Consider the following 12,785-nt stretch of genomic DNA (forward strand, 5'->3'; position numbering starts at 1 on the left):
CGTCCAGCCCTCGGCGACCGTGCTGCCGGTGGCGGCGAGGGCGACGATCCTCTCGTCCTCGACGAGGACGTCGGCGTGGACCTCCTCTGCGGCGGTGATGACCAGTCCGCCGCGGATCAGGGTTCGGCTCACCGGTTTTCCCCTCCTCTCAGGCCTCGGTCAGCGGGCCGTAGGCGTCGGGGCGGCGGTCCCGGTAGAAGGCCCACTGCTGACGGACCTCCTCGATCTTTCCGAAGTCCAGGTCGCGCACGACGAGTTCCTCCTCCTTGTCGGAGGCGACGTCGCCCACGAACTGGCCGCGCGGGTCGACGAAGTAGGACGTGCCGTAGAAGTCGTTGTCGCCGTACTCCTCCTGGCCGACCCGGTTGATGGCGGCGACGAAGTACTCGTTGGCGACGGCCGCGGCCGGCTGCTCCAGCTGCCACAGGTACGCGGACAGCCCGCGCGAGGTGGCGGAGGGGTTGTAGACCAGCTCGGCGCCGGCGAGGCCCAGCGCCCGCCAGCCCTCGGGGAAGTGGCGGTCGTAGCAGATGTAGACGCCGACCTTGCCGACCGCCGTGTCGAAGACCGGCCACCCCAGGTTCCCGGGCTTGAAGTAGTACTTCTCCCAGAAGCCCTTCACCTGCGGGATGTGGTGCTTGCGGTACTTGCCGAGGTAGCTGCCGTCGGCGTCGATCACGGCGGCGGTGTTGTAGTAGAAGCCCGCCTGCTCGATCTCGTAGACCGGGACGACCATCACCATGCGGAGCTCCTTGGCGAGCGCCTGCATCCGCACGATCGTCGGGCCGTCGGGCACCGGCTCCGCCCACCGGTAGTGCTCGGGCTCCTGCACCTGGCAGAAGTACGGGGCGTTGAACACCTCCTGGAAGCCGATGACCTGCGCCCCCTGGGCGGCGGCCTCGCGGGCGTACCGCTCGTGCAGGTCGGTCATCGACTCCTTGTCGCCGGTCCACTTCGTCTGGACGAGCGCGGCGCGCACTACTCGACTCATCGGTCTTCCCTCCGACGTCGCGGCAATGAGCGGGCCGCGAAGGTGAACTCCGGGCCGCTTGACGGCTGACACTAAGAGCCGCGGGGTGCCGGGTGCAGTACCACGCTGTAACGCACTGGGCCTCCCGGCGTTCCGCCGCGTCACCTGCGCGGACACCGCCCACAGCGATGTCAGGGGCGTTCGCGCGGCAGGTGAGATCGGTGTTTCGTCCCGGGCGCCGGCGTTACCGGCGGGTGTCGCCCACTCCCCGACAAGAAAAGTGGGCTGGACAAAAAAAATTTTCGGTGAGACGGTTGAGCCATGTTGGACGTGAGTGTGATCGAGGACTCGGCGGCGGCCGCCGCCACGCTGGAGCCCGTACGGGCCCGCCTCCTCGCCGAGCTGGCGGAGGGGCCCGCGTCGGCGGCCATGCTCGCCGCCCGGGTCGGGCTGCCCCGGCAGAAGGTGAACTACCACCTGCGGACGCTTGAGGCGCACGGTCTGGTCGAGCTGGCCGGCGAGCGCCGCAAGGGCAACGTCACCGAGCGGCTGATGCGGGCCACCGCGGCCTCGTACGTGATCTCGCCGCTCGCGCTGGCCGCCGTCCAGCCGGACCCCGGGCGCTTCCGCGACCAGCTGTCCGCGCGCTGGCTGCTGGCCGTGGCCGCCCGCCTCGTACGCGACGTCGGCACCCTGATCACTGGCGCGGCCAGGGCCCGCAAGCGCCTCGCGACGTACGCCCTCGACGGGGAGGTGCGCTTCGCCTCCGCCGCCGACCGGGCCGCGTTCGTGGAGGAGCTGACCCGCGGGGTGAGCGCGCTGATCGCCAAGTACCACGACGCGGACGGCGAGGGCGGCCGCGACCACCGCATCGTGGTCGCGCTCCACCCCACCGTGAAGGACCCCGCGCCCACGGCCGGGGAGTCCGCGCCGGCCGTGGAAGGCCGCGCGCCGACGGCCATCGATGAGTCCTCGTGAGCCAAGTCCCCGTGTCGGAGTCCCCGTGAGCGGAGTCCCCGTGAACGGTCCGTGACCCCTTCACGGCCGCCCACGTACGGCGGAACACGAGCGCCACCACCCACCACCCACCCCCCCCACCACGCCGTCCGGGCGTCCGGGCCCGGTCCCACGAGGAGCAAGCAGCACCATGTCAAAGGAATTCGAGATCGTTCGCGAGTTCGAGACCGAGGCCAGTCCGGAGGAGGTCTGGGAGGCCGTCACCACCGGCTCCGCCGGCTGGCTGTGGCCCCAGGAGTTCGAGCCGCGCGAGGGCGGCGCCGCGCCCTTCGGCGGCACCCTCACCGCCTGGGACCCGCCGCACCACCTGATCGCCCGGTCGGAGGGCCTGGACGTCGCCCACAACCAGACCTTCAACCAGCTCGAGCACGTCATCGAGGAGCGCGAGGGCGGTGGTGCCTGGGTGCGCTACGTGCACAGCGGCGTCCTCGTCGACGACTGGGACAACCAGTACGACGGCGCGAGCAAGCACACCGACTTCTACCTGCACACCCTGCGCCAGTACCTGACCCACTTCGGCGGGCGGCCGGCGGCCTTCGCCACCGTGGCCGGCCCCGCCGCGTCCACCGCGCCGGACGCCCTCGAGGTCGTCAGCCGCGCCCTCGGGGTGCCGGACGACGCGGCCGAGGGCGCGACCGTACGCGTCGAACTGCCCGGCGCCGGGCCGGTGGAGGCCGTGGTCGACTACCGCAACCGCTACTTCGTCGGCCTGCGCACCAAAGACGCGATGTACCGGGTCTTCGGCCGCAACCACTTCGGCGCCCCGGTCGGCGTGAGCGTGCACGACTTCGCCCCCGGCGCCGACGGCGGGCGGGCCGGTGAGCGCTGGCAGGCGTGGCTGGACGGCGTCTTCGCCTGACGGTCCGCCGCGGCCCGCCCGTCCCTTGCACCTTGCACCTTGCGCGCGAACCGCCCCGGCTGGTGATCCAGCCGGGGCGGTTCCCGTCGTACTGCGGTTCGGCCGTGCCGAGGGTCGCGTCAGACGAGGCTCGCCAGCGCCTCGTTGAAGGTCGCGGACGGACGCATCACGGCGGCTGCCTCGGCCGGGTCGGGCTGGTAGTAGCCGCCGATCTCGACCGGGGAGCCCTGGACGGCGATCAGCTCGTCGACGATCGTCTGCTCCTTGTCGGTCAGCGTCTGGGCGAGCGGGCCGAAGGCCTTGGCCAGCTCCGCGTCGTCCGTCTGCCTGGCCAGCTCCTGGGCCCAGTACATGGCCAGGTAGAAGTGGCTGCCGCGGTTGTCGATGCCGCCGAGCTTACGGCTGGGCGACTTGTCCTCGTTGAGGAAGGTGCCCGTGGCGCGGTCGAGCGTGTCGGCCAGGACCTGGGCGCGGGCGTTGCCCGTGGTGGTCGCCAGGTGCTCGAAGCTGACCGCGAGCGCCAGGAACTCACCGAGGCTGTCCCAGCGCAGGTAGTTCTCCTTGACCAGCTGCTGCACGTGCTTGGGGGCGGAGCCGCCGGCGCCGGTCTCGAAGAGGCCGCCGCCGTTCATCAGCGGCACGACCGACAGCATCTTGGCGCTGGTGCCCAGCTCCAGGATCGGGAAGAGGTCGGTCAGGTAGTCGCGCAGCACGTTGCCGGTGACGGAGATCGTGTTCTCGCCGCGGCGGATGCGCTCGAGGGAGAACTTGGTCGCCTCGACCGGGGACTTGATCTCGATCTGCAGGCCCTCGGTGTCGTGCTCCGGGAGGTACTGCTTGACCTTGGCGATCAGGTTCGCGTCGTGGGCGCGCTCCTCGTCCAGCCAGAACACCGCCGGGTCGCCGGTCGCGCGGGCGCGGGTGACGGCGAGCTTGACCCAGTCCTTGATCGGGGCGTCCTTGGTCTGGCAGGCGCGGAAGATGTCGCCCGCGGAGACGGCCTGCTCCAGCACGACGTTGCCCGCCTGGTCGACCAGGCGCACGGTGCCGGTGTGCTGGATCTCGAAGGTCTTGTCGTGGCTGCCGTACTCCTCGGCCTTCTGCGCCATGAGGCCGACGTTGGGCACCGAGCCCATGGTGGCCGGGTCGAAGGCGCCGTGGGCGCGGCAGTCGTCGATGACGGCCTGGTAGATGCCGGCGTAGCTGCTGTCCGGGAGCACCGCGAGGGTGTCGGCCTCCTGGCCGTCCGGGCCCCACATGTGGCCGGAGGTGCGGATCATGGCCGGCATGGAGGCGTCGACGATGACGTCGCTGGGGACGTGCAGGTTGGTGATGCCGCGGTCGGAGTCGACCATGGCCAGGGCCGGGCCCTCGGCCAGCTCGGCCTCGAAGGAGGCCTTGATCGCGGCGCCGTCGGCCAGCGACTCGACGCCCTTGAGGATGCCGCCGAGGCCGTCGTTGGGGGTGAGGCCGGCCGCCGCGAAGGTCTCGCCGTACTGGGCGAAGGTCTTGGGGAAGAAGGCGCGCACGACGTGGCCGAAGATGATCGGGTCGGAGACCTTCATCATGGTGGCCTTCAGGTGCACGGAGAACAGGACGTCCTCGGCCTTGGCGCGAGCGACCTGCTCGCCGAGGAACTCGCGCAGCACGGCGACGCGCATGACGGAGGCGTCGACGACCTCGCCCGCGAGCACCGGCACGGACTCGCGCAGCACGGTGGTCGTACCGTCGTCACCGACCAGCTCGATACGCAGGGCGCCGTCCTCGGCGATGACGGCGGACCTCTCGGTGGACCGGAAGTCGTCGGCGGTCATGTGCGCGACATTGGTCTTGGAGTCGGCCGACCAGGCGCCCATGCGGTGCGGGTGCGCCTTGGCGTAGTTCTTGACCGACGCGGGGGCGCGGCGGTCGGAGTTGCCCTCGCGCAGGACGGGGTTGACGGCGCTGCCCTTGATCTTGTCGTAGCGGGCGCGGACGTCCTTGTCCTCGTCGGACTTCGGGTCGTCCGGGTAGTCCGGCAGCGCGTAGCCCTTTGCCTGCAGCTCGGCGATGGCGGCCTTCAGCTGCGGGATCGAGGCCGAGACGTTCGGCAGCTTGATGATGTTGGCGGCGGGGGTCTTGGCCAGCTCGCCGAGTTCGGCGAGGGCGTCGGGGATGCGCTGCCCCTCCTCCAGGTACTCGGGGAAGCTCGCGATGATGCGCCCGGCCAGGGAGATGTCACGGGTCTCCACGGCGACTCCGGCCGTGGAGGCGTACGCCTGGATCACGGGCAGGAACGAGTACGTCGCCAGCGCCGGCGCCTCGTCGGTGTGCGTATAGATGATGGTCGAGTCAGTCACCGGGTGCTCCGCTCCACGTCTGCAACATTGCTCGACATCAAGATATCTCGTGAGCGGCGGCCACTCGAATGGACCCTCTCGGGGCGCGCTCTCCGCCTCCGGTCACGCGCGGGCCCCCGCCGGGCACCCCGGGCCGTGCGCCCATGGTGCCCGCCCGGATACCCGTCCGCGTAACTGTGGTGTTCCACCACATGGGAGCGTGACGTGGCCGTTTCTACGGTGTGGCGACATCGGAAACGTCCCCGTCCCCCGCCCGGAAGTGGTGACCATGGCAACCCCGGCACCCGCGCCCACCGCACCCGGCTCGCTCCGCAGAATCGTCGCGGCGAGCCTCATCGGCACCACCATCGAGTGGTACGACTTCTTCCTCTACGGCTCCGCCGCCGCGCTGGTCTTCAACAAGCTGTTCTTCCCCAACGAGGAACCCCTGGTCGGCACGCTGCTGTCGTTCCTCACCTACGCGGTCGGCTTCGCCGCCCGCCCGGTGGGCGCGCTCGTCTTCGGCCACTACGGGGACCGTCTCGGCCGCAAGCGGCTGCTCGTGCTGAGTCTGCTGCTCATGGGCGGCGCGACCTTCTGCATCGGCCTGCTGCCCACGTTCGGCACGATCGGCGTCGCCGCTCCGGTGCTGCTCACCCTGCTCCGCCTGGTGCAGGGCTTCGCGCTCGGCGGCGAGTGGGGCGGCGCGGTGCTGCTGGTCTCGGAGCACGGCGACGCCAAGCGGCGCGGGTTCTGGGCGTCGTGGCCGCAGACGGGCGCCCCGGCCGGCCAGCTGCTGGCCACCGGTGTGCTGTCGGCGCTGACCGCGCTGCTCTCGGACGCCGCCTTCACGTCGTGGGGCTGGCGGATCCCCTTCCTGCTCTCGGGCGTGCTCGTGATGGTGGGGCTGTGGATCCGGCTGTCGGTCGACGAATCGCCGGTGTTCAAGGCGGCGCTGGCGAGGGCGGCGGCCCGCAAGGCGGAGGAGTCCGCGATCGAGCGGCTGCCGCTGCTGTCGGTGCTCCGTGACCACTGGCGGGACGTCCTGGTGGCCATGGGTGCCCGCATGGCGGAGAACATCAGCTACTACGTCATCACCGCCTTCGTCCTCGTCTACGCCGTCGAGCACGCGGCCCTGGGGAAGCAGACCGCGCTGAACGCCGTGCTCATCGCCTCCGCGGTGCACTTCGCCGTCATCCCGGCCTGGGGCGCCCTCTCCGACCGCGTCGGTCGCAGGCCGGTGTACCTGCTGGGTGCGGCGGGCGTGGGTCTGTGGGCCTTCCCCTTCTTCGCGCTGATCGACACGAAGAGCTTCCCGGCCCTGCTGTTGGCGGTCACGGGCGGTCTGGTGCTGCACGGTGCCATGTACGCGCCGCAGGCGGCCTTCTTCTCGGAGATGTTCGCGACCCGCATGCGCTACTCCGGCGCCTCGATCGGCGCCCAGTTCGCCTCCGTGGCCGCGGGCGCCCCGGCTCCGCTCATCGCGACCGCGCTGCTCGCGTCCTACGACAGCTCGGTCCCCATCTCGCTGTACGTCATCGCCGCCGCCCTGCTCACGCTGATCGCGGTCGGGCTGGCCAAGGAGACGCGCGGCCGGGACCTCGACGCCATCGAGGCCGAGACCTCGCAGGACTCCCCGCTGGCCCGGTCGGCCCACGCGGGCTGACGACGGCGACCACCGTTCCGCACCCCGACGCGTAGGCCCCGCCACGGAATGTCAGTGGCGGGGTCTACTGTCGTGACTGTGAGTGACAGGAGAGCGGGGACGGGGGTGCTGCACCATGTCGAGTTGTGGGTTCCGGAGCTGGAGCGCGCGGAGGCCGAATGGGGCTGGCTGCTGGGCGAGCTCGGCTACGTCCGGTACCAGCGGTGGGAGGCCGGGCGCAGCTGGCGTCTGGGAGCGGCCTATATCGTCGTCGAGCGGTCACCGGATCTCGTCGCCGGACCCCACGAGCGCCGCAGGGCGGGGCTGAACCACCTCGCGTTCCATGTGGCGGGCCGCGCGGAGCTGGAGGCGCTCGTGGCGCGCTCGCCGCGGCACGGCTGGACGCTGATGTTCCCCGAGCGGCATCCTTACGCCGGCGGCGAGGAGCACTACGCCGCCTACCTGGAGAACGGCGACGGGTTCGAGGTGGAGCTGGTCGCGGGCGCGGATCCCTGACCGGCCGGGCCTCGCGGCGGGCCCTCCCGCCCCGCCGAAAGGCCGTGCAGGCGCAGCGCGAGCTGGATCTCCAGCGCGCGGTCCGGGGACTGCCAGTCGGCGCCGAGCAGGTGGGAGATGCGCTCCAGGCGCTGCGCGACGGTGTTGACGTGCACGTGGAGGGCGTCTTTGGTGCGTACCGGGCTCATCCCGCTGGCGAAGTAGGCGTCCATGGTGCGCACGAGGTCGGTGCCCCGGCGGCGGTCGTAGTCGGCGACGGCGCCGATCGTGCGGTGCACAAAGCCGTCGACGTCGCGCGACTCAGTCAGCAGCAGTCCGAGGAAGCCGAAGTCGTCGCCCGCGGCACCCTCCCCGGCCCGGCCGAGGGCGCGCAGCGTGTCACCGCAGCGTTGTGCCTCCGCGTAGGCCAGGGCGACGGAACCGGGCCGGCCGACCGGCGCCCGGACGGGGCCGGACGCCCCCACGGTGACGGCCGCCCGCACCGCCGTGCCCAGTTGCTGGGCGATCCGGCGGGCGGTCGCGGAGGCGTCGGAGCCCGGCTCCAGCGGGAGCAGCAGCACGGTTCCGCCGTCGCGCGCGGCGGCCAGGCCGCGCCGGGTGGCGGCGAGGTGGGAGGCGGCCGACCACAGCCGCTGCCGGTCCGCGGCGGCCCCGGCGTGCTCCTCGTCGACGCGGGCGGCGAGGACGACGTGCGGGGCGTCGAGGTCGGCGCGGAGCCGGCCGGCGCGTTCCCGCAGCAGGCCGGGGTCGCGGTGCGGGGCGTCGAGCAGGTCGTCCAGGAGCTCGCCGCGGAAGCGCTGCTCGGCCTCGGCCGCGGTGCGCCGGGCGAGCAGGAGCAGGGAGGTGACCATGGCGGCCCGCTCCAGCGTGCGCTGGTCGACGGGGTCCAGTGCGGGGTGGCCGTGCAGCACGAGGGCGCCCAGCAGTTCCCCGCCCGCGGTGACGGCGGCCGTCCAGCTCTCGCCCTGCCGTACGGCGTGCCCGTCCTTCCGGGAGCGGGCGACGGCGTCGGCGAGCGCGTCGGGGACGGGGTCATGGTCGGTCCCGACGACCCGCACCGTCCCGGAGAGCACCTCGGCGACGGCTTCCGCGACGTCGTCGACACCGCCGCCGCGCAGCACGAGCTCGGTGAGCCGGTCGTGCACCTCGGAGGCCCGTTCCAGCACGGCGCTGTGGCTGCGGATGGTCTCGTTGGCGGTCCCGAGGTCGGCGAGCGCGGACCGGGTCTCCTCCAGCAGGTTCGCCGTGTCGATGGCGACGGCGGCGAGCGAGGCGAGGGAGGCGAGCAGGGCGATCTGGCCGCGCTCGAACACCCGGGCCCGGCGGTCCGCGGCGTACAGCACGCCGATGACGCCGGTACCCAGCACGAGGGGCACTCCGAGGATCGCCACTAGGCCCTCGTCGTGCACGGCCGAGTCGATCGGGTGGGTGTGCCGGAAGCGCTCGTCGTCGAAGTAGGACTCGGTGACGTAGGGCAGGGCGGTCTGCGCGACCAGGCCGCCGAGTCCCTCGCCCATCCCGAGTCGCACCCGCTGGAACTCGGCGGAGACCGAACCCTCGGTGACCCGCATGTAGGTGTCGCCGGCCTTGCGGTCGATCAGGCTGAGGTAGGCGACGTCCGTGCCGAGCAGCGATCTGGCCCGCTGCACGATGGCCTGCAGCACCGAGTCCAGGTCGCGCAGGCCCGCGAGGTCGCCGGCCGTCTCGAAGAGCGCCGACAGCTCGGCCTCGCGCCGCCGCCGGCCCTCCAGTTCCGCCCGCACTCGCAGCGCGAGCAGCTTGGCCTGCTCCATCTCCGCGAGCACGGCCGGGGGCGCGCCCTCGGCCCTGGCCGCGAGGACCGGCCGCTCGTACTCCTCGGCCGGTGCCCCGCGGGCGAGCAGCCGCAGGAAAGGTGCGTCGGAAGGGCTGTGGGGAGCCATGGTTCCGCCGTGGTCGTCGGGGGCTTCGTGTGAGTGGCGCGGCACGCTGTCAGGGATACCGGCAGATCAGTGTGCCGTCCATCCTCCGTCCATGGTGAGCGAGGCACCGGTGATGAAGGACGCCTGCCGCGAGCAGAGGTAGGCCGTCAGCTCGGCGACCTCCTCCGGCTCCAGCAGCCGCTTCACGGCGGAGTCGGCGAGCATGATCTCGGTGACGACCCGCTCGGGTTCGATGCCGTGCGCGGCCGCCTGGTCGGCGATCTGCCGCTCGACGAGCGGGGTGCGCACATAGGCGGGGCTGATGCAGTTCGAGGTGACGCCCCGTGCGGCGCCCTCCAGGGCGGCGGTCTTGGACAGGCCCTCCAGCCCGTGCTTGGCCGAGACGTAGGCGCTCTTGTAGGCCGAGGCCCGCAGACCGTGGACGGAGGAGATGTTCACGATCCGGCCCCAGCCCTGCCCGTACATGTGCGGCAGCGCCCCCCGGATCAGCCGGAAGGGGGCCTCGAGCATCACCCGCAGCACCGTGGCGAAGACGTCGGGCGGGAAGTCCTCGATGGGGCGGACGAGCTGCAGCCCCGCGTTGTTGACCAGGATGTCGGTGCCGGCGGCGGCCTGCTCGGCCGCGTCGAGGTCGGTCAGGTCCAGCGTCAGGGTCTCGACCGCGCCGGGGCGGCCGCCCGCCGCCGCCTGTGCCGCGAGCTCGGCCAGACCTTCGGCGTCCCGGTCGGCGGCCCGCACCTTGGCACCGGCGGCGGCCAGTCGCAGGACGCACGCGCGGCCGATACCGCCGGCGGCGCCGGTGACGAGCGCGGTGCGTCCGTCCAGGTCCGGAACTCCGGACGGCGCGACGGGGCCTGCTGCGGGACGGGGCGCGGGGGGCGTGAGCGTCATGCACTGCAGGCTAGGCAGCGCGCGGGTCCCGACCGATGTGTGCGCCGCCCACACTCGCGTCAGCGCCCGTGGGGGCGGCGCACACTCACCCCTGTGGCGGTCCCGCGGGCTCGAACCAGGTGGGGCTCCCGGACAGCGCGTGCTTGAGCCGCAGCCGCCCGTGGTTGCCGAGGTCGGGCAGGCCGTCCACGTCGAACCAGCCGACCTCCAGCGACTCGTCGTCCGCGACCCTGGCCCGCCCGCCGACGGCCCGGCAGCGGAAGGTGATGTCCACGTACTGGCAGCGGTCCCCGTTGGGGTAGAGGACGGGGTCGATCGTCTGGACGAGGACGACACGCTCCGCGACCGCGCGCACGCCGGTCTCCTCCAGCACTTCGCGTACGGCGGTCTGGGCGGGTTGCTCACCGGGTTCCGCGATGCCGCCGATGAGGGACCAGCGTCCGTTGTCCGCCCGCCGGTTCAGCAGGACGCGGTTCTCGTCGTCGAGCACGACCGCCGTGACACCGGGCAGGAGCAGCTGCCGGTGGCCGACGAGGGCCCGCAGCTCGCGAAGGAATTCGGGAATCGGCACGCCCTGAGCCTACGTCCCCCTGCCGCGCCCTCCCGTCGGTCCTCCCCGCCGGCGCGGCACTTGCCGTTCGCGCACGGGATCTGCACATCCCCGGGCCCCAGCGGTTACGGTGACCCCCGGGGTCGGGGGGGTCCCCGGGCTCGCCGCCTCCTACGTCTGGCTGCTCTGGGCGCTCCAGCGCTCTCCGCGCCCGACCCCGGTCGTCCTGACCGCCGCGGCCGCCCTGACCGGCCTGGCCATGCAGTCCGCCGTCGACCACGTCCTCAGCTACCCCGTCGTCACCGCGGCCGCGGGTCTCCTCGCCGGCCTCGCCACCTCCCGCCCCCTCGGCGCGACCCCGGACCGCGGCACCGGCACGTGAGCCCTCGGCCCGGAACAGCGCGTCGACGGCGTGAGCAAGTTCTCCCGCGGCCTCCATGACCGCGTCCGTGCCTCCAGCCGGACCGCGGCGAGTGCGGCGCCCATCGGGACGAGGCCCTGCCAGGCGGCGCCCCCCCGTTGTCCACGGGGTCGCCATGGTGGGCGGCGCGACGGCCGACCGCCGAGGCGAGTTCCTGGGTCGCGGCACGACAGGCGGCCATCAACGTCACATAGGCGTCGCGGCGGTCCTGCCGCTGTCAACGCCGGTCGCCGAGGTCCCGCTGCCGTACGGCCTGCCATCGCCTCGCCGCCCAGCCGGTGCCGCCGGTGACCACCGAACCGAATGCCCCGACCGCGGCGCCCAGCACCGCTGTTGCCTCTTCCACCCGGGACTCCCTCCCCGCCGGCCCGCCGCGGCCGCCCGCTCCGGCCCTACCCGGCTCGCGGCCCGCTGCACACCGGCGACGGGCCGGCCGCCGCGCCACGAGCCGAAGGGGCCGTTGTCGCACCCTGGGGTGTCGACATAACATCGTCCTCCGTAGTGGTCGAATCGATTCGACGAATCGATTCGACCACTACTGCACCTCAGGATCAGAAGGAGAGCCGCATGACCACGATCAAGGACGTCGCCGAACGCGCCGGGGTCGCGCCCAGCACCGTGTCGTACGTCCTGAGCGGCTCACGCAAGATCTCGGAGGACACCCGCCGCACCGTGCAGCAGGCGATCGACGACCTCGGTTACCACCCCCGCGCGAGCGCCCGCACCTTGCGCAGCACGCGCACCCATGTGCTGGCACTCGCGCTCCCCCGCGTGGCCGGGGGCTACCGGGCCGTCGACGGGCACTTCGCGATCGAGATCAGCGACGCAGCCCGCCACCACGGCTACGACGTCCTGCTCACCACGGCCCAGGAGGGCGTGCCGGGCCTGCGCCGCATCGCGCGCAGCGGCCAGGCGGACGCCGCGGTCCTGATGGCCGTCGAGATGGAGGACCCGCGCATCGCGGCCATGGTCGAACTCGGCTTCCCCAGCGCGCTGCTGGGGCGGTCCGCCGACGACTCCGCACTGCCGTGGACCGACCTGGACTGGGAGGCGGCCGCGGCCCTCGCCATCCGTGAAGTCGCCGCCGCCGGCCACCGGGACATCGCGTACCTCGCGACCACCGAGCACGAGATCCAGGCGCGCCGCGGCTACGCGATCCGGGGCCTGGACGGGGCCCGCCGCGGGGCGCCGGAGACGGGGGCCGACGTGCGCGTGCACCAGTCGACCAGGGACATGGCACGGCTCGCGCGGCGCATCGGCACCCTGCTGCACGGCGAACGCCCGCCCACCGCCCTGGTGGTGCAGCACGTGGCGGCGCTCCCGCACGTCCTCGCCGCGGTGGCGGCGGAGGGGCTGCGGGTGCCCGAGGACCTGGCGGTGGTGGCCGTCGGAAACCTGCCCGACGACCTCGGCGGCCAGGACCTGCCACGCATCGAACTGCCCGTCCCCGAGATGTCCGCAGAGGTGACGCGGCTCGCCGTGGAGGCGATCGCCGCGCACGCGCAGGGTGCGCCCCGGACCCCGCCGGGACACCGGTTGATCCCCCCGGTGCTCGTGCCGGGCCCGGGGATCGCCCCGCCCCGCTCAGGCGCGGCCGGCGCCTGAACCGCGCCCCGCTCTGCCGCTTTTCTCACCGTTCTGTTCCCCGCACACGCAGCGCACCAGCCAGGAGCATC

At 72.8% G+C, this 12,785-nt stretch carries 12 protein-coding genes; 6 read left to right on the top strand and 6 right to left on the bottom strand.

Annotation, left to right across the window (positions count from 1 at the left end; translation table 11 throughout):
* Window positions 1-148 precede the first annotated feature (148 nt).
* On the bottom strand, window positions 149-991 hold the full coding sequence (locus ACRWNP_RS29230; RefSeq protein ID WP_431966576.1) for a nitrilase-related carbon-nitrogen hydrolase: 843 nt from the start codon (window positions 989-991) through the stop codon (window positions 149-151).
* A 300-nt stretch (window positions 992-1,291) separates the two neighbouring features.
* Between ACRWNP_RS29230 and ACRWNP_RS29235 the strand changes: the two genes are divergently transcribed.
* Window positions 1,292-1,948: an ArsR/SmtB family transcription factor gene (locus ACRWNP_RS29235; protein ID WP_431966578.1), complete on the top strand. Its 657-nt coding sequence runs from the start codon at window positions 1,292-1,294 to the stop codon at window positions 1,946-1,948.
* A gap of 169 nt (window positions 1,949-2,117) precedes the next feature.
* On the top strand, window positions 2,118-2,846 hold the full coding sequence (locus tag ACRWNP_RS29240) for an SRPBCC family protein (RefSeq protein WP_431966580.1): 729 nt from the start codon (window positions 2,118-2,120) through the stop codon (window positions 2,844-2,846).
* A 119-nt stretch (window positions 2,847-2,965) separates the two neighbouring features.
* Here the strand turns inward: ACRWNP_RS29240 and ACRWNP_RS29245 are convergent, their stop codons facing one another.
* Window positions 2,966-5,185 (bottom strand): NADP-dependent isocitrate dehydrogenase, encoded by a 2,220-nt coding sequence (locus tag ACRWNP_RS29245; RefSeq protein ID WP_431966582.1) that lies wholly within the window; start codon window positions 5,183-5,185, stop codon window positions 2,966-2,968.
* Window positions 5,186-5,453: 268 nt separating this feature from the next.
* Between ACRWNP_RS29245 and ACRWNP_RS29250 the strand changes: the two genes are divergently transcribed.
* Together ACRWNP_RS29250 and ACRWNP_RS29255 are read left to right on the top strand one after the other, a co-directional pair.
* Window positions 5,454-6,830: an MFS transporter gene (locus ACRWNP_RS29250; protein WP_431966584.1), complete on the top strand. Its 1,377-nt coding sequence runs from the start codon at window positions 5,454-5,456 to the stop codon at window positions 6,828-6,830.
* A 48-nt stretch (window positions 6,831-6,878) separates the two neighbouring features.
* Entirely contained in the window at window positions 6,879-7,325 is a 447-nt protein-coding gene (locus tag ACRWNP_RS29255) for a VOC family protein (RefSeq protein WP_431966586.1), read from the top strand.
* On the opposite strand, the gene ACRWNP_RS29260 is transcribed toward ACRWNP_RS29255, so the two are convergent.
* The 3 genes from ACRWNP_RS29260 to ACRWNP_RS29270 all read right to left on the bottom strand — a co-directional run bounded on the left by ACRWNP_RS29260 (window position 7,268) and on the right by ACRWNP_RS29270 (window position 10,709).
* On the bottom strand, window positions 7,268-9,247 hold the full coding sequence (locus tag ACRWNP_RS29260; protein ID WP_431966588.1) for a helix-turn-helix domain-containing protein: 1,980 nt from the start codon (window positions 9,245-9,247) through the stop codon (window positions 7,268-7,270). The two genes, ACRWNP_RS29255 and ACRWNP_RS29260, sit on opposite strands and share 58 nt — an antisense overlap.
* A gap of 66 nt (window positions 9,248-9,313) precedes the next feature.
* Window positions 9,314-10,138, bottom strand: a complete 825-nt coding sequence (locus tag ACRWNP_RS29265) for a 3-hydroxybutyrate dehydrogenase (protein ID WP_431966590.1) — start codon at window positions 10,136-10,138, stop codon at window positions 9,314-9,316.
* Between the two features lie 85 nt (window positions 10,139-10,223).
* Window positions 10,224-10,709, bottom strand: a complete 486-nt coding sequence (locus tag ACRWNP_RS29270) for an NUDIX hydrolase (protein ID WP_431966592.1) — start codon at window positions 10,707-10,709, stop codon at window positions 10,224-10,226.
* Between the two features lie 109 nt (window positions 10,710-10,818).
* On the opposite strand from ACRWNP_RS29270, the gene ACRWNP_RS29275 reads away from it, so the two are divergent.
* The gene (locus ACRWNP_RS29275) at window positions 10,819-11,070 is read left to right on the top strand and encodes a hypothetical protein (protein WP_431966594.1); all 252 of its coding nucleotides are present in this window, start codon (window positions 10,819-10,821) and stop codon (window positions 11,068-11,070) included.
* A 256-nt stretch (window positions 11,071-11,326) separates the two neighbouring features.
* Here ACRWNP_RS29275 and ACRWNP_RS29280 read toward each other — a convergent pair whose 3' ends face one another.
* Complete coding sequence (locus ACRWNP_RS29280) at window positions 11,327-11,455, bottom strand: hypothetical protein (RefSeq protein WP_431966596.1); 129 nt, start codon at window positions 11,453-11,455, stop codon at window positions 11,327-11,329.
* Between the two features lie 221 nt (window positions 11,456-11,676).
* Between ACRWNP_RS29280 and ACRWNP_RS29285 the strand changes: the two genes are divergently transcribed.
* A complete protein-coding gene (locus ACRWNP_RS29285; RefSeq protein WP_431966598.1) occupies window positions 11,677-12,714 on the top strand; it encodes a LacI family DNA-binding transcriptional regulator in 1,038 nt (345 codons plus the stop codon).
* Window positions 12,715-12,785: the final 71 nt, after the last annotated feature.

Origin of the sequence: Actinacidiphila sp. bgisy160 (assembly GCF_965342435.1) — a bacterium.
Taxonomy (GTDB): Bacteria; Actinomycetota; Actinomycetes; order Streptomycetales; family Streptomycetaceae; genus Actinacidiphila.